We start from the raw sequence: 16869 nt of genomic DNA on the forward strand, positions 1-16869 counted from the left end.
CTTTTTACCTTCCTAAACGCCTAAAAGGCATTTTACCGATAAATTCCCTATAAATATAACTCCCTTTTGCAAAAAAACAATGTAAATTTCATGAGGGGATTCTTGGAAGGAGTTTCCAAAGAAGGTGTCCGGATTTATGAAAAACTTTCTTTTGGCCAAATCACACAGTCCAGCGGCCTACTGGGCCTGTGCCATAGCGCTTATCGCATTCGGGCTGCTGCTCAACATTGTCCCTGCCAAGCTAGCCCTATACTTCGAACTCCCCGTATTCCTTGATTCTATCGGCACAATCCTTGTCGCCATGCTGGGCGGCACGCTTCCCGCCGTCATCGTCGGCTTTTTCTCCAACGCCTTCAACGGCATCTCCGACATCACGACCCTCTACTACGGCATCATCAGCATCCTGATCGGCGTCGCGGCGGCCCTTTTCCAGCAACGGAAATTTTTCCTCCATGTCCCGAAAATCATCGCAAGCGTCCTCGTTTTCTCGCTTATCGGCGGCGGGCTCGGTTCGATTCTCACCTACTTCCTCTATGGCTACGACTTCGGCGAAGGCATCTCGGCCCCGTTCGCAAACGCCATCTACAGTACCCTCGGTTTTTCCAAGTTCTTCTCGCAGCTCTCGGCAGACATCGTCATCGACATTTTCGACAAGGCTATCGTCGTCGCGGCGGCCATCATCGGCTACAGGTTCATCAACGACCACTTCAAGCACCTCTTTGCAAAGGTGTTCCTCTTCGAGCCCTACATCAACCACCAGCACAAGCTTTTCAAGCATTCCCTGCTCAGCAAGGTCGTCATCATCGTCATCGCGGCCGAAATCCTGCTCGGCGCGCTAGCAAGTATCACCGGATTTATCCTCTACAGGCAAGTTTCCATCGGCAAGTTTACCGATATCGCCAATGGCCTCTCCGAGGCGGCATCCGTCGTCATCGACGCCGACCGTGTCGACGAATTCATCGAACAGGGGCACAACGCCGAAGGCTACGACGCGATAGAGAAGCTCCTGTACAGGATCCGTGACGGGTTCCCCCAGGCACAGTACCTCTACGTCTACAAGATTCTCGAGGACGGCTGCCACGTCGTATTCGACCTCGTGTCCAGGGACGGCGAAGCGGGAAGCAGCCCCGGAGATCTCGTCGCATTCGACCCGAGTTTCAAGCCATACCTTTCCAACCTACTCAAAGGCGAACCCATCGAGCCCATCATTTCCGACGACCAGTACGGATGGCTGCTTACCGTCTACAGGCCCCTGAAGAACAGCGCCGGCAAGACGGTCGCTTATGTCGCGGCAGACATTTCCATGGGCGAAATCGTCTATGACCAGGCAAAGTTCTTCATCAAGCTGCTCTCGATGTTCTTCGGGCTTTCCATTATCATCATGAGCATCGTGCTGGAATTCGCAAAGCGCGGAATCGTGCATCCGGTGAACAGGATCGCCTCGGCGGCCATCCACTTCGCCTACAACTTGGAACAGGGTCGCGAAAACAGCCTCAGCGAACTCAACACCCTGAATATCGGCACCTCCGACGAAATAGAGCACCTCTACAAGGCCATCAACAAGATGGGCATCGACTCCGTCGAATTCATCCACCGGTTCGAGGCGGCAGCCGATCGCATCGCGAAGATGCAGGACGAAATTATTATCAACTTCGCAGAAATGGTCGAAGCGCGCGACACAAGTACCGGAAGCCACATCAAGAAGACAGCCTTCTACGTGGAGGCCATCGCAAAGGAACTGCAGCGCGAAGGCAAGCTCCCGGACATCATCGACGACGCCTACATCGCAAAGCTCAAGCGCTCGGCGCCGCTCCACGACATCGGGAAAATCGCCGTGTCGGACCTCATCCTGAACAAGCCGGGAAAACTCACCGACGAAGAATTCGCCATCATGAAGAGCCACACGATCGAAGGGTTCCATATTCTCGCGAAGATTGTCGACAATACCAACGATTCGCTGGACGACGACTATCTAAAGGAAGCCATCGAGATGGCGCATTACCACCACGAAAAATGGGACGGCACCGGCTACCCCACGGGAATCAAGGGAGATGCGATTCCGCTTTCGGCAAGAATCATGGCTGTCGCGGACGTGTTCGACGCCCTCGTGGCCGAACGCATCTACAAGAAGCCCTTCACCTACGAAAAGGCCATGTCCATCATTACCGAAGGTTCCGGCAAGCATTTCGACCCCATGGTCGTCGATGCCTTCTGCAAGATTTCGGAAAAGCTCTACAATGAGCGCACCAAGCTTAACGAGGACGGCAAGCCCGCATAGCACCACACAGCAGGGTTATTCCCTGTGCTCATGCAGATATAGGTTCGCCTCGGGTACTGCGAGGTCGGAGCCCTTTATTTTCCACTCGTCGTCCGTTCCGCTGCGGTACTTCACCACCACGCGGTAGCGGCTGTCCGTCTGCAATACGGCCTGCGGGACCGTCCAGAAGTTTTCCGTACCCACGACCATCTCGAGCTCGCGTGACTCGCCGCCCTCACCAAGAATCATGATGGACTTGACCATGTCCTTCGGGTTGCGTACCTGGATAATGCTCCAGAATTCGCTCGCACCTTCCTTGACCCAGATGGACGTTGAATCGCCCCACACGCCGTCGACGCCTTCGCAGCTCACGAACTCCCATTCGCCCGAATAACGGCCCACGCGATTGCCCATGATGTCAGCGGCAGGGGCACCACCCAAGTCTACACCACAGTTTGCGTCGGGACAGCGGTCCGTAATGCGCACGGTCACCTCTTTCCAGCCTTCGGGCGTCCGCGCCTTCACATGCACACAGCCGCCGCAGGCCGCGCCACCATCCCACGGGCCCTTATCATCACCCGGAGAAACATTCACATGGATTGCCGCGTAATACCGTATGTTCGTTTGTCCGTAATTGCAGGCTCCACCCAGGCTCGTTTCTTTTGCGGTAATGCTCCCGTAGGTGGTCACAGAACCCTTGCCGCCGTTTTCGGTGAGTTCGGGGTCTGCCGCAGTGTAGCTATCGCAATCGGCGCACTTGCCGTCGTCGCCGGAGGAAGTCGGCGTCTCCGAACTCGACGACTCGACCTCAGCAGAACTCGAACTCAATTTTTCTTCGGCTGAACTCGATACCGGCGCGACACTCGAAGACGAACGTTCAGGCGACTGCACGGAACTCGACAGAGCCTGCTCCGAAGAACTTTCCGTAACTGAGGCATCCGTACCGGAACTGGAATCGTCACCGCAAGAGGCAAGGGATGCCACCAGGAAGGCTGCCAGAACAAGAACTTTATAGTTTTTCATACACATAAACCTAACATCTTATTTCATCGGCATCAAGACAAAATCGTTGAGTTCCTTGCGGACTTCTTGCCAGAAGGGCATGTACTTGTCGAGCAGCGCGATGTAATCTTTGTTGTGGTGGCGGACTTTCAGGTGCAGGAGTTCGTGCAGTATCACGTAATCCAGGCAGCGGATGGGTGTGTGTGCCAAATGCAGATTGAACCAGAGTTTCCCTGCGGGGTTGCAACTGCCCCACTTGTTCTGCATAATTTTTGTCTGCCAGCCGTTGCACTTTAGGTGTGTTTTCTTTTCCCAAGCGGGTAAGCGTTTTTCAATTTCGGCGACAAGCATTTCGCGGAGTTTTTCGTTCACGTAGTTTTCGCGCTGTTGTGCGGTGCTTACTTCGCGAACTGTCAGAATCACATTTTGCCCGTCGATTACAAATCCATTCACGCGGTCGTGTTCTACTCGCAAATAATACTGGCGACCGAAAATAAAAATGGATTCGCCGGAAACGTATTCGCGTTCGCTCAAGCGCGCCTGATTTGCAAATTTTTCTTGTTGGCGTTTAATCCAGGCAACCTTGGTACGCACGAAAATCTTGATGGATTCATCAGAAAGGTTCAGCGGTGCAGAAATTCGCACAGCGCCATCGGGCGGCATCACCGAGAGGTGAATGTTCTTGATATCCTTTTTTGTAACGGCAACTGTAATGCCCGACACTTGCATCCGCATTAGAACTCACTCTGCTTGCTGATGAGTTCATAAACGCGATCAACTTCGGCATCATCGTCCAAGACTTCGGATAGAGCGCGCTTAATCTTGTTGATTTTCACCGGGCTGTTACGGAAATCGGCTTGCATGCTACTCATAACGGCATCGTAAATTCTATTCGTCATGTCCTCATCATTTCCGCAGTTGTCATAAATTGCGCGTTTTGCAGCACTTCCCTTGACGGAGGCCGGATAATCTTCGCTTGCAGCCGATGAATTCACCTTCTTGGCAAACTCAATATAGCGTTCCAGCAACTTCTTGTATTCAATCAGGCCGTTCTTGCGTTCTTCAATCAACTGGTCAAGAATTTCTGACATTTTGTTGTAGTACGCAGGGTTGACATTTATCTGGTCAACGATTTTGCGGCGGATGTTGTTCTCGATTTTTTCGGCAGCGCTTTCGCGAACCTTCTTCTTGCCAGCCGTCAAATCAAACTTGCAAAGTTCGATGATATCCAGCAAGGTCGTGTCGTCAAATTCAATAATCTTTGTCGAATCGCCAGCGGCAATGTAATTGTCAATGAGGTGGCGCATGTCGGGCTCGCAAGCCTTCAAGTCCACAAAGTCGCCACTCGCCTGCATAATTGTCTGGCGCAGATTTACATAATCATTGGTACGCTTTTCTTTTTCGTTCCATTCGGCTTCGGTATAGGGTAACGACAGAATTTGCGATTTCAACTCGGCAAACGCACGTGCCAAGCTGCTCGCCAACGAATAGAAACGTTCACGCAGGCGGGCAAGTGCCTCAAATTCTTCCGGATTGTTCAACCAACTGATATTTTCGCCACAGAAAAAGTGAATGTAGTCCGACTGTTCCTTAGGCGGTTTCACGTCTTCGCAAAGCGTCTCGATTTCTTCAAGAATCTTGTTGAAATATTTCTCGGCTTCAGTCGCACGGTCCTTAATCAAACCATCGACATCGCTGTCATCGTAACCTTCGAATGCCCCCGATGTGTATTTGTTCATACTGTCGGTCACATCGTCGAAAAGTTCCTTGTAGTCGATGATGATACCGAAAGGCTTCGTCTCGTCATCCAAACGGTTCACGCGACAAATTGCCTGGAACAGGCCATGGTCCTGCATCTTTTTGTCGATATATAGATATGTGCAATGAGGAGCATCAAAACCAGTCAACAGCTTATCGACTACAATGAGCAACTTCATGTTAGCCGGTTCTTCAACGAACTTGCGCTTGGCTTCCTTTTCAAAAGCTTCCACCTTCTTGTCGATGCGGGAAGTATCGTCGCCTTCTTCGACTCCGACCATCTTCAGGTAAATCTGGTATTTCCTGAAAGTTTCCGTATCCTCATCGAGGCTAACCGTATCGGTACGCAGGTCGCCCGGATTCGGCGTATAAGAAGAAATGATAGCGCATTTCTTAAAACCCAATGCCTGAAAAATTTCGTAGAAGCGGCAAGCCGTAAAAATGGAATCCGCGACAAGGATAGCGTTTCCGCGACCTTCCGCCAAACGGGCATCCTTTGCAAAATCAAGGATGATATCGTTCGCAATCGCTTTCAGGCGGTCGTAAGACGAATAAACCGTGCGCATATTCGCCCAACGGGCTTTCAGTTTTGCCTTCGCGACAGGCGTCATGCCACGCGTTTTCAAATCAAACCATTCATCAATCTTTTCGCGAGAGCGGAGATCTTGCGGAACATCGCGGCCTTCGTAACGCAAGTCAAGAATCACGTGGTCGCGTACACCTTCGTCGAATTTATACGTGTGGATGTAACTTCCGAAAACTTCCAGACTCGTCTTCTTGTCTTTCTTCAAAAGCGGCGTGCCGGTAAAGCCCACGAAAATCGCCTTAGGCATCAAAGCAGTCATCGCCTTGTGCAACTTGCCCGATTGTGTGCGGTGGCACTCATCCACGAATACAACAAAATCGCCTTTCACGCTAAAGTTCGGCGGTAGCGAATCCTTGATTTCTTTCAAGAACTTTTCGTAATCACCGTCGGTAACTTCGCCGCCGCGGCGACCGAACTTGTGAACCAGCGAACAAATGATAGAACCTTCGGTAGAATTCAAACGGTCCAACAAATCGCGACCGCTCTTGGTGCGAATAATCTTTTCTTCCACACCCTTGAACAACTGCTCTATTTGGTCATCTAGTTCGTCGCGGTCAGTGACAATCAAAATTCTGCGACTCGGATTGTTCAGCAACAGGCGCTTGGCAAGCCAGACCATCGTGAGCGATTTGCCCGAACCCTGCGTGTGCCATACAATACCGCCCTTCTTTTGCGTGGTAACCCTGTTGTACGTGCGGTGAATTGCGTAATACTGATTGTAGCGGCAGACCTTCTTTACACCATTATCAAAAATGATAAAGTTATGAATCAAGTCTAGGAAGCGGACCTTGTTGAACAGCGAATAAAGACTCTCGAAAAGAACGCCGTCAAACGACGAACTCTTATCATCGATAATCAAATCGTTGTCGTCAAGTTCTTGCAAGCGTTCGCGGAACGCCTCCTGCTTCCAGGTCAAGTACTTCTTCTCTGGCGTGGCGATTGTCCCATAGCGGACACCTTCGCTTTCGTTTGCCGCCAGGCAATACTGAATCGTGGTAAAGAACGACTCAATGAAGTCCTGCTTCTGGTTCGTCAGGTTCTGGCGAATGCCATCGGCGACAGAAACGGAACTCTTCTTGAGTTCAATTACTGCGACCGCAATGCCGTTTATATAAACGACAAGGTCCGGGCGCTTGGAACCGAAAGAACTGCTAACCGTCACCTCTTCGGCAATGGCAAAATGGTTGTTGGCCGGATTTTTAAAATCAATGTAATAGACGCTGATATTTTCGCCATCCGCATCAGAAACCGGGTGCGAATACTTCAGCAAACTGTAAACCGTCTTGTTCGCAGAATATAAACCTTGCTGTAAGTCGCCCGCCGCATGTTGCAAATCGGCGATGGCCTTGCGTGCAACCGTTTCCGAATAGTGCTGCTGGCCCACCAAGAACGCGAACAGGTCATCATCACGAATGTTCTTGTTCGGCACTTCACACAGATTGCCCAGGTAATCGTAATGCAATTCGTCCTTGAAGAACTTGATTACCTTCGCCTGCGTCTTGCGTTCGGGAATGTTGATATTCGGTTCGGCCATTGTCTAATTCCAATTTTACCAAAATATATATTTTCGACTACTTGGCAACGCGCATTCAATAAAAGGCGACGACAGAATTGCCCGAATTTCACCAAAAACGCACATTTCGGCCTGAAATCATCCGAAAACATTAAATTTTCTACGGCATATTTGCAAAATCGCCGTAATTTTATTATATTAGAGATATGCCCAAATACGACGGAAAAGAAATTGGCAACACCGAAGGCTTCATGGTTCGCGAAAACATGAGCGCCTACCAGTATCACCAGGCCTTGCAAAAAGTCCAGTCTGGCGAGCTGCTTCGCCTGCGCCCCGGAGTGTTCGCTGAGCCAGCCTCGCTGGCAGATACCATGCTCGACATAGATGTTCTTGTGCCTGGCGGCGTGCTGTGCATGTACTCCGCGTGGGAGCATTACGAGCTGACTACGCAGATTCCCTCCGCATTTTGCATCGCCATCCCACGCAAACGCAAGCTCGTATTGCCCGAATTCCCCCCAGTAACGCTTTATTACTGGTCAGATCATCTGCTAGAGTTCGGAACCACAGCGGCGGAAGTCCATGGCCACAAGGTACGCGTCACCGACCTGGAACGCTCCGTCTGCGACGCCATCAAATACCGTAATAAAATCGGCTTGGATGTATGCGCCGAGATTCTCAAGACATACCTGCATCGCACCGACAGGAACATCGCGAAACTCATAGAATATGCAAAAAAACTTAGAGTCGCCGCAACCCTGAAAACATATTTGGAGATTGGGATTTAAGATGGTTCAGGATATTGCAAAATCAGTGCGAAATCGTCTACTGGAGCAGACAAGAAAAACGCATGGGAACTACCAGCAGGTTCTCATACGCTTCTTTCATGAACGCTTGATGTATCGGCTCGCTAAAAGCAAGCACAGGTCTTCGTTCTATTTGAAGGGCGGTTCATTACTGTTCGCTTTGAATCCTATAATTGCACGCCCGACTTTGGATGTGGATTTGCTTGGCATAAATTTCCCTTCAAAGCCAGAACTGCTCCGCTCCATGTTTGCAGATATATGTTCGCAAACGTGTCCTGAAGATGGCATTACTTTTGACATCGATTCCATTCAAGTTGAAGACATCATGAACGACAAGGAATATCTCGGACTTCATGTGAAAATACAAGCAAATCTGGATTCTATTCGCCAGTGGGTTGCCATCGACGTTGGTTTCGGAGATTCGGTTGTTGGCGTAAAAGAAATGGCATACCCCACACTTCTCGACAATTTGCCTAAAGCGAATATTTTCGTCTATTCAATTGAATCAATTGTTGCGGAAAAATTTCATGCCATGATTGCCCGCGACGAAAGCAATAGCCGGATGAAGGATTTCTTTGATGTCTATCAGATTTTGACAAATCACAAGATAGACAATCAAGTTCTTGAATCTGCCATCAAGGCGACATTCCGTGCAAGGAAAACGGAATATTCTTCCAATGCAAACCTTTTTTCCGCCAAATTCGCCCGTGACGAATCAAGACTTGCACTCTGGAATAACTTTTTACACAAAATCAAATACACAAATCCATTGAATTTTGAAGATGTGATGAATTTGATTCGTGACAGGCTAGGAATGTATTGGACAAAAGAGACGCTGGGGTAAACATGACCATAGAATTCCCTAACTTAAGCAATCGCTTTGATGCAGAAGACATCCGCAAACTGCGCGAATACAATTCCCTGCGGCATTCCAAGATGTCGCACAAGGAAATCCTAGACGATATTCGACAGGGTGCAGAAGCCTTTATGTCGGAATACAATAGTTTCTTTGTGGTTTCCAATACAGGTGAAAAGAAATAAAGCAACTAGTTCCATTTTGGAACTAGTTGCTTTCTATTTCAGCACTCGCTTTATAAGGCTGCGGAAAGATTTTGTAAGAAGGAGTCTATATTAGATTCGGTTTCTATTTTTTCGTAGGCTGTTCCATTTTTGAAGAAACCATTTTGCAATAACACAGCCTCATCCTTTTGCCTAGTTGAATTAGGTAAATCTGATATTATCAGCCTATATTTTGAATCATCAATGTAATAAATTGAAACAGAAACTATATATGGAGCCGACCGATACTCACATTTAAAATAAGGCGGTTCATTTTCTCGACAAGTGCGTTTATAAGAAACATTTAATGGAGTACCTGCCAATCGTTTGTAAACAACATAAGTGAATATTTCTTCATGGTCGCTAGTAATATTCTTTTTAGTGATCAAATCAATTTCATAATTATCAACATTATTACGAGAATGTGACACTCCACTCTTATCATTCCAACGCATAAAACGATCAGGGCCAAGTCCATCAAAAATTTCAGGATTATCTATAAAAGCCAAACGCCATTTTTCAATTGCCGAACTCCTATTTTTTGCAATCAAATCTAATGAATTTTTGACGTTCTGCACATTAAATAACGGGTCATCCAGAATATCTTTGAAATATTTTTTTTGCGAATAATCGTTATCTTCTTTTTTTAGTAGCCTTCGCCAAGACAAATCACGACCATTATTTTGTAACAAAGAATAATTACTATTGGAAAGGACCTTATAATCACCCTTTGATAACATTGCACGAATCAAATATAAATCAAAAGAACATCCATTCATATCGGGGAAAATGGAACGGACACGGTCAATATAGTTGTTAAAACATGCTATTTTAGAGGCGTCGCCAACATCCGTTGCAGACAAGTTACAGCAATCATAAATTTCAAAATAAAAATGTCCATTAAAATATTTTAACTCATCAAAAGCTTTTACAAAAGCCTGTTTCCATATTGGGTTGTTAGACAAAGTCGCCTGAAGAACTTCTTGCTCCAACTGATAATGATCCAAGGTTACAACTTGATCTATATCCTTTTGGATTAATGAAACCTGTATATTTTTATCATATAGATATTCTAGGCCCTTCAAACTATTGCAATATGTATCTGCTGTATTCGCCAAGTTGGTGCTATTTTTCACAACGGCAAAAACAAAGCGCATCCAATCTTCAAATTCATTTTGGTTTATGTTTCCTTTAGTTTTTATCAGATAATCTAAATATCCAAAATAAATCACCTTATTACCATAATCCACATTCTTTTCATAATCATTTGCAACTTTAACAAAAAATGCTTCTTCGTCAAAAAACCAAAGGGGATTCGAGAAGTATTTTCTCAAGTGACAATTATTATTTTGATCTTTTTCAGACAATAAATCCAGTAATCGCACTAAATCAAAAAAATGATCATTATTTTGCTCAAACAATATACCAAGAAGCTTTTCATAAGAAACCTTGTTCTTCAGCTTCATCATGCTTTCAATTTCAATTTTAAGGGGATCGTTTCTAGAAATAGACATTACCCCACTTTGAGACATTGTGTGAATTATGTTACGGTATATAATATAATTGCTTATAAAGCTAAGCATCATTTCATCAACTGTACACTCTTTTACGCCAGTTTTATTCCATTCATCCCAAAATATATCCGTCCACTTAGTATCTATCATCAATGCCACATAGTCACGAAGTTTTGCATAATTTTTAGAATCTCGAACATTTATTTCCGATAGAAACGATTGTGTTTTAGATAAGCTTTCTATAGAATCTATCCTGTGCAATATTTTTGATTTTAAATTCTCAAATCGTGTTAACGGTTTCCCACGCGAGTTCATCTTGATGTATAGTTCATCGGTAAGTTTATACTCGCCCATATTTAGGAAATTGAATGTTATACAAGCTCCACTTCCACTATTATCCAATTTTTTATAGATTTCTTTTGCAATATCATATGGGAACTTCTTTGCAATTGAATCAATCATGCAACACATGTTTAAAATCGTCGGATCTGTATTCCAATGCAAAAAAAACCATTTTTCATCTTTTATTGCTTGAGAATTTAATTCACCCTTTTTTAACAAATCTATAAAGTATTCTGCACGATCAATCCAGTGATTCGTAGAAACATCATTCTTTTTTATGCGCAGATTTACCAGGCTGTTACAAAAATCACTTGAGGAGAATCTAGTTTTATAAGTAAATCTTGAGGACAATTTGGAATCATCCCACATCATTTGCCTAAAAGATTCAAAAGTCTCTTTCCCAGCAGCCAAGGCAAAGTACCAATGAAGCAAAAACAATGTTGTTATTCGCTGCTGACCATCTAACAACGTTAAGATTTTGTATCCATAAGAGGAATCAATTGAACCATAAACAAAATCTAGTTCATGGCTAAAATCCGAAGTGACCAAGTATTCATATAGTTTTGTCAGAAATTCATCTCTTTTTTCGGACTCTTCTTCTCGTCCATAAGCATAATCACGTTGCAACATCGGTATTTCAACAACCAAATGTTCTTTTTTAAATAAATCGACAAAACTCAAATGTTGGAAAGACATTCTTTCATCTCCTTCAAATAATTTTTTGCATCAGAATCATTCCAATTCATTAAATCGGATAAATTAATACTATATGCTTTTGAGAAGACATTTTTTGTACATGGTAAAATGTAAACACCATTTTTTTCTCGTTCTTGAATTCGTTTTCTTTTCACAGGAAAAAAGGCATTTCCATAACTTCGATTAGTTGTACTGTCTAAAAGCACCAAATTAGATATACTATGCTCGTTATTAAACGTTGAACTTTCTTTAAAAACATCATCACGTAGTTTTTTATAAATATCCGTTTCTGTGACATCCTGTTCACTATCCAACAAAAATTTCAATGGTTCACACAATTCCCATAAAGAATTTCCATTCACGCATTCCTGCTCAAGTTGTTCCTTATTTTCATCTATTAAAATTTTATAGTTGTCGGCTATTTTTTTTGCAAATTCCTTACTATTAAAAAGCCGTTCTCCATTTTCCTTTCGTTTTTCATTCTCTTTTTCCACCTCGTCAACTACAGGATCTAATGGTATCCCAGAAAAATATTGCAAGCATGTTAATATCCAGTCCGTTCTTGCCGCGCCCGAAGGATCTTTGGGTGTTTGTGAGCGCACATGTTCAAGATCCCAATCTTTTTCATAAAAATCTTTAAATGAAAATTTCAAATCTTTTTCCTTACAATTATACGCCGTCATAACATTAAACAATAACAATGTATCTCTCAGACATGTTCTAGAATTCTCTTTATAATTAAGATTTTCTATTTCATCAATCTCTTTTTCCATTACTTCTTTTATCTTCTTTTTTAAACTCGCTTCAAAAGAACTATTTGAGTCCGCTTCATCTTGAAGTTCACGAATTTTTAAAATTTCGATTTTTTTATATCGCAAATAACCAATCAAATGATATATGTTTCTGTTTTCATGCCAATTTCTTATTAGATGATACAAATCCATCAATTCTTTCCATGCGAAAGAAGTGCCTTGTCTGGGAGTTAATGTTGGATTTTCTTCACATTTTTTAAATTGATCTAAATATTCGTTGAATGTAAAGTAATCATTTTCTTCATTCTTTTTCTTTTCCTTCAAAATATCAAATAAAAATTCTATTCTAGTACTATACTTCTTATCATCTTCCCCATATGCAAAGGACCATAGATTTTGATCTTGCAGAGCATTCTCAACTTCATCCCACTCAACAGCTATTTTACTTTGCTGTGCATCAATAAGTCTATTTTTTACAACATCGCCTTCAATATCCGCATTTTCTTTTTTTACTGTATTTAGAAAAAGTGCCTTAATTAGTTCTGCATTAGTCAATCCTATTTTGCCAACATTCAGTCTTGAAAAAATTTCTTCACTAGAATTTGTACCAGCTTCAATTTCATCAGTAACATCATACCAAATAAATTTTACCATTGGCTTTTTCTCTGAATTACTGTAATTCAAAATATCTGACGGGAGGTCAAATTGCAAATTTCTTTCGGCAAGCCAATTCTCAATAGTTTTATAAGCATTAAACATGTGGAAGAAATCAATATTTTGATTTTTTTTACTCTCTTCTATATTTTGTAAAAAAGAAGCACTGTCGGGTCTACTTTGATAAGATAGATTAAACAACTCAAAATCTTTAGCAGACGCCTGCAAAACATTTTTTTGGCTCGAGAGTATTAAATACAAAGTAGTTAAACGTTGTTGGCCATCAATCACCTCCCATTCTTGCCTTCCCTTATTGTAGTACACAACGAGGGGCTGCATACAATAAAAAGTCCCCCTTTCGTAATTTTCGGTAAATTCATTCAGATCTTCAAGCAACTTCGTCACTTCAAAATCTGTCCAACGATAGCCTCTCTGGTAATCAGGTATATAAAAACTGTTTCCCATCAGTTCACTGACAGAAACCATATCCAGCTTTTGTTTTATGCTTTTATTTTCGGCATCATTCCACAGTTTCATACTACTGCATCCTCCCAAAATCAAATCATTAATTGATATAATTCATAATTATCGATCGAATTAGAGCTTCGCTTTTTAACATTAATAAGAGAAACTCTGATATTTTCTTTGTCTACAACTTTCTTTAGCCTAAAATTTATTCTTGGCAAAATTTCATCAGAACTATTTTTGGAACAGTAGGTTGAAATTTCCTGCAAATCATTCTTCGTCTTTGAATCCACTGGCGAACCATCCTCATTCAGCAAGTTGTCGTAAGAGAGGCCTCTAATTTCAACTAATAGCGGAGATGAATATATACGCAAAAATCCATACAAGTTTTGATATTTGTGATACATCTCACCTCGAACATTTTTGTAGTTTATGTCAATTAGCTTTTGTAAATATTCCAAAGTATATGTCAATATTTCAGAACCCCATCTTTTTTTTGCGGTATATTCAACTGATAATTTTCGGCTTACACTGGTATAAACATCTCCATGTTGATAATTTTGTGCAATTGAATAAACTTCTTGCTTTACCATTTTTTTAAAAGAATCAAACCTATAATCATCCTTGAAATTTTCTTCCACATAAGGGAAGATCTCTCTTGCCAATTCAAGAATTCCCCATTCTTTAACAGCATTGATTCCACCTAGCCCATTCTCTAGGATGCTAGGCAAGAAAATAGACGATGTTCCATGATATAATGTTACAGGGCAAATATTATGCATTTTTATCCTTTCCTAAAATTACATTAGGGAGTGTAGAGACCACCCCAATAACTACACAGGCGACCACCCCACCAGCAACTTTTACTTTATCCCAAAATTCTTTCTTTTTTCGTTTACACGATTCGCAAAGTTTGTCGGTATTTTCTATTTTCTCACACCCACATTTTTTGCATTTATTCCACAGTTTCTCAGCCATTGTCAATCTCCATAATTCGTTTGTTTTCTAATTGCAATTTTGCATTTTTTCCAATATTTTCCAGCTTGCCTTCGATTCTTTCAATATTGGTACCAACGGTCTTTGACCAGAAATTCAAATCATCCTTTTTATCGGTTTGACTATTCAACAAAAGCAACGTCTCTTTTGAAAAAAGAGTTGCGATTTCGGATTTAATCTGTTCCGTTGTCACCGCAAGAGCCTTAAATTCTTGAGCCTCATTCAATAATACACATTGCGTGCGGCAGGCATCAAAATATCCTTGGGTATGTGCATATACTTGGCTTAAAATCTTTTGACATTCTGCATTCTTTCTTTTCTTGAAATCCTTACACATTTCAAGTTCAGATTTTAAGGATCTTTGAATTTGGCTGTGAGCAATACTGTTTTGTGCTATTGCCGTAGATAACAAATCTTGCCGGGTCTTCTCATTCTCACAATTTAGAGCAGTCCACAAAATACGTTTTGCACCGTCAGTAAGTGCCAGGCGGTCATCCCATTGACCAATAAGGACTGTATTGACAGATTCTGCAACATTTTCCACAGCGATGGACAAATTTTCAATTTGTTTTGCCATTGCCGCCATCGTAAGGGCTTGTGTAAAATCTGCGGGGTTTGATGCAGGAAGTTCCATCTTCTTTAGCTTTGCATGTTTCTTGATGACATTATTTGCGTCTCTGAACATGGAATCAAATCTAGTTGGGTCACCCTTAAACTTTTTAATTTCGTAACCCTTGTCAAGCATTTCCTTAAAGAAATCCTCATCCAAGGCAAAAATTTCCCTTGCCTTTTTGGGAAACGAAGTAACGATATTTACTGCATCCGGATACTTCTTCATGAGAGTTTCAAAGGCGAACTTTGTTTTGTCCTTGATCCATGATTTCGTCTGGGCTTCATAATTGCATACTTCGCCTTCCAAGACCTTCTCAGAAGACTCTGCAATTTCAAGAGCAAAATCTCCTATATCGACTTTCAGTGGATATACCTTTGTCTCTTTCGTAGATTTCCTACTCATATTATACCAACCTGATTTTTCCGGTGAGGAGTTGTTGCATCATGCCGGTTTTGAGGGTGCGGTATTTTGCGAGTTTGGTTTCGAGGGCCGAGATTTCGGTGTCCATGTCGCTGAGGACGTTTGCGATGGCTGTTTGTTCGTCTTTTGAAGACGGAACAATAATTTGAACTTTCTTGATTTCATCTACAGCGACGCCTTTAATGGACGTGCCCTGCGATTCATTTGACATTCGTTTCATGACAGGATGTAATGCGTATGCAAGAAACTTGGAGTCATTTTCTTTTGAGGGAATTAGATTGCAAAAATCTTGACTTGTGCAAACTTTTTGTTGAGACAAAGCTAGTTTGCCAACTCCAACACGGGCGATAATGAGAATCGTTCCCTGGGGGCAAATCTGCGTTGCCGAGAAATTCACGGCTTCTTGAGTAATGAATCTTGTCATTGAAATGTGTTCAATATCATCGTCGTTTAAATCCGCAGATGAAATCCAAGGGATAGTTCCTTTCCAAAAAGATTCATTCTTGGTGCTTGGAGTTCCTCCTCCTAAAAACAACCCTAATTCCTTTATCGGTTTCACTTCCCAATCAATGGGTATCAATCCGAGTTCGGTCATTTTGTAGCCACTGGATTCTTCGCGTTTTGCGCTTCGCTCAGAATGACACTCCTTTCGTCTTTCGTCTGTAGGGCGTGAGCCCGTTCTTTCGTCTAATCCGAATCCGGGGAGGCGTTTGCGGCCGGTGAGGAGTTGCTGCATTGCGCCTTGTTTGATGTTTTTCTTTTTGGCGATGAGTTTTTCTAGGTTCGCGATTAGGGTGTCAACATCGGAGAGGGCGTTTGCAATGCGTTGTTGTTCTTTCGTTGTTTTAGGAATGCAGACTTGTAATTTCCTTAATGAATCTGTAGTAATATGAACGACGGCATCACCTTGAGCTTTCATAGCCTTTTGTTTGGCTATGGCAGGAAAATTCAGAATATATCCTAGAAACATAGAATTGACGGGACATTTAGGAGACATGATTATAATGTCTCCTCCTGCATACGCCTCTATTGATTCTAGAAAAGCGACTGTTTTTCCAATATCTTCTTTTGTCTCTCCAGATGCAGAAAAAAGAACATCTCCCCGATAAATTCTTGTCGACTTATTTGCCACTTCTTTCGAAATATGTGAATAAAAAGCTTTTATATAGTCATTATGCTTAGTATATAATTCTCCATAACGAATAGCCGGCAGATTGCCGCTATTTGACTCACTTCTAGAAATTCCGGAACCTTTCGAAAAAGAGCCTATTTCACTCAAAAATTTCACTTCCCAATCGCTTGGTATCAATCCGACCTCGGTCTGTTTGAATTTCGTTTCTTTCATACTGCTAGATCCTTCGACTCCGTTACACTCCGCTCAGGATGACACGCATGGATCCTATCGCTTCGCTCCAGGATGACAATCTTTCGGCTCTTGT

General features: G+C 42.9%; 13 protein-coding genes. 4 read left to right on the forward strand and 9 right to left on the reverse strand.

The features are described from left to right. The first annotated feature begins 136 nt into the window (after window positions 1-136). Window positions 137-2278 (forward strand): HD domain-containing phosphohydrolase, encoded by a 2142-nt coding sequence (locus B2310_RS05775; RefSeq protein WP_290725553.1) that lies wholly within the window; start codon window positions 137-139, stop codon window positions 2276-2278. Window positions 2279-2293: 15 nt separating this feature from the next. Here B2310_RS05775 and B2310_RS05780 read toward each other — a convergent pair whose 3' ends face one another. From B2310_RS05780 to B2310_RS05790, 3 genes are read right to left on the reverse strand one after another with little or no spacing between them, the layout of a single operon-like run. After that, a complete protein-coding gene (locus B2310_RS05780; RefSeq protein WP_290729432.1) occupies window positions 2294-3280 on the reverse strand; it encodes a hypothetical protein in 987 nt (328 codons plus the stop codon). 18 nt (window positions 3281-3298) lie between these two features. Next, on the reverse strand, window positions 3299-3994 hold the full coding sequence (locus B2310_RS05785; RefSeq protein WP_290729435.1) for a M48 family metallopeptidase: 696 nt from the start codon (window positions 3992-3994) through the stop codon (window positions 3299-3301). Then, complete coding sequence (locus B2310_RS05790) at window positions 3994-7137, reverse strand: type I restriction endonuclease subunit R (protein ID WP_290729438.1); 3144 nt, start codon at window positions 7135-7137, stop codon at window positions 3994-3996. Before B2310_RS05790 ends, B2310_RS05785 begins: the two co-directional genes overlap by 1 nt. Before the next feature lie 185 nt (window positions 7138-7322). Here B2310_RS05790 and B2310_RS05795 point away from each other — a divergent pair, with 185 nt between their 5' ends. The 3 genes from B2310_RS05795 to B2310_RS05805 are packed head-to-tail and all read left to right on the forward strand — an operon-like array spanning window position 7323 to window position 8960. Further along, entirely contained in the window at window positions 7323-7901 is a 579-nt protein-coding gene (locus tag B2310_RS05795; protein ID WP_290729441.1) for a type IV toxin-antitoxin system AbiEi family antitoxin domain-containing protein, read from the forward strand. Beyond that, window positions 7891-8763 carry a nucleotidyl transferase AbiEii/AbiGii toxin family protein gene (locus B2310_RS05800; protein ID WP_290729444.1) on the forward strand — a complete coding sequence of 291 codons (873 nt, stop codon included), beginning with the start codon at window positions 7891-7893 and terminating at the stop codon, window positions 8761-8763. The genes B2310_RS05795 and B2310_RS05800 overlap by 11 nt, the downstream gene beginning before the upstream one ends. Before the next feature lie 2 nt (window positions 8764-8765). Beyond that, entirely contained in the window at window positions 8766-8960 is a 195-nt protein-coding gene (locus B2310_RS05805; protein ID WP_290729447.1) for a hypothetical protein, read from the forward strand. Window positions 8961-9010: 50 nt separating this feature from the next. On the opposite strand, the gene B2310_RS05810 is transcribed toward B2310_RS05805, so the two are convergent. The 6 genes from B2310_RS05810 to B2310_RS05835 are packed head-to-tail and all read right to left on the reverse strand — an operon-like array spanning window position 9011 to window position 16775. After that, complete coding sequence (locus tag B2310_RS05810) at window positions 9011-11530, reverse strand: DUF262 domain-containing protein (protein WP_290729449.1); 2520 nt, start codon at window positions 11528-11530, stop codon at window positions 9011-9013. Then, a complete protein-coding gene (locus B2310_RS05815) occupies window positions 11512-13473 on the reverse strand; it encodes a DUF262 domain-containing protein (protein ID WP_290729452.1) in 1962 nt (653 codons plus the stop codon). The genes B2310_RS05810 and B2310_RS05815 overlap by 19 nt, the downstream gene beginning before the upstream one ends. Window positions 13474-13493: 20 nt before the next feature. After that, window positions 13494-14183 (reverse strand): hypothetical protein, encoded by a 690-nt coding sequence (locus B2310_RS05820; RefSeq protein ID WP_290729455.1) that lies wholly within the window; start codon window positions 14181-14183, stop codon window positions 13494-13496. Further along, window positions 14176-14379 carry a hypothetical protein gene (locus B2310_RS05825; protein ID WP_290729458.1) on the reverse strand — a complete coding sequence of 68 codons (204 nt, stop codon included), beginning with the start codon at window positions 14377-14379 and terminating at the stop codon, window positions 14176-14178. The genes B2310_RS05820 and B2310_RS05825 overlap by 8 nt, the downstream gene beginning before the upstream one ends. Then, window positions 14372-15412: a hypothetical protein gene (locus B2310_RS05830; RefSeq protein ID WP_290729460.1), complete on the reverse strand. Its 1041-nt coding sequence runs from the start codon at window positions 15410-15412 to the stop codon at window positions 14372-14374. Before B2310_RS05830 ends, B2310_RS05825 begins: the two co-directional genes overlap by 8 nt. A gap of 1 nt (window position 15413) precedes the next feature. Further along, on the reverse strand, window positions 15414-16775 hold the full coding sequence (locus B2310_RS05835; RefSeq protein WP_290729463.1) for a restriction endonuclease subunit S: 1362 nt from the start codon (window positions 16773-16775) through the stop codon (window positions 15414-15416). Between the last annotated feature and the right edge of the window lie 94 nt (window positions 16776-16869).

This window comes from Fibrobacter sp. UBA3629, assembly GCF_002374005.1.
GTDB lineage: Bacteria > Fibrobacterota > Fibrobacteria > Fibrobacterales > Fibrobacteraceae > Fibrobacter.

Excerpts from the sequence above, each read along its gene's own strand:
- B2310_RS05775 (WP_290725553.1), top strand. The coding sequence starts at position 137 with ATGAAAAACTTTCTTTTGGCCAAATCACACAGTCCAGCGGCCTACTGG.
- B2310_RS05780 (WP_290729432.1), bottom strand. The coding sequence starts at position 3,280 with ATGAAAAACTATAAAGTTCTTGTTCTGGCAGCCTTCCTGGTGGCATCC.
- B2310_RS05785 (WP_290729435.1), bottom strand. The coding sequence starts at position 3,994 with ATGCGGATGCAAGTGTCGGGCATTACAGTTGCCGTTACAAAAAAGGAT.
- B2310_RS05790 (WP_290729438.1), bottom strand. The coding sequence starts at position 7,137 with ATGGCCGAACCGAATATCAACATTCCCGAACGCAAGACGCAGGCGAAG.
- B2310_RS05795 (WP_290729441.1), top strand. The coding sequence starts at position 7,323 with ATGCCCAAATACGACGGAAAAGAAATTGGCAACACCGAAGGCTTCATG.
- B2310_RS05805 (WP_290729447.1), top strand. The coding sequence starts at position 8,766 with ATGACCATAGAATTCCCTAACTTAAGCAATCGCTTTGATGCAGAAGAC.
- B2310_RS05810 (WP_290729449.1), bottom strand. The coding sequence starts at position 11,530 with ATGTCTTTCCAACATTTGAGTTTTGTCGATTTATTTAAAAAAGAACAT.
- B2310_RS05815 (WP_290729452.1), bottom strand. The coding sequence starts at position 13,473 with ATGAAACTGTGGAATGATGCCGAAAATAAAAGCATAAAACAAAAGCTG.
- B2310_RS05820 (WP_290729455.1), bottom strand. The coding sequence starts at position 14,183 with ATGCATAATATTTGCCCTGTAACATTATATCATGGAACATCGTCTATT.
- B2310_RS05825 (WP_290729458.1), bottom strand. The coding sequence starts at position 14,379 with ATGGCTGAGAAACTGTGGAATAAATGCAAAAAATGTGGGTGTGAGAAA.
- B2310_RS05830 (WP_290729460.1), bottom strand. The coding sequence starts at position 15,412 with ATGAGTAGGAAATCTACGAAAGAGACAAAGGTATATCCACTGAAAGTC.
- B2310_RS05835 (WP_290729463.1), bottom strand. The coding sequence starts at position 16,775 with ATGAAAGAAACGAAATTCAAACAGACCGAGGTCGGATTGATACCAAGC.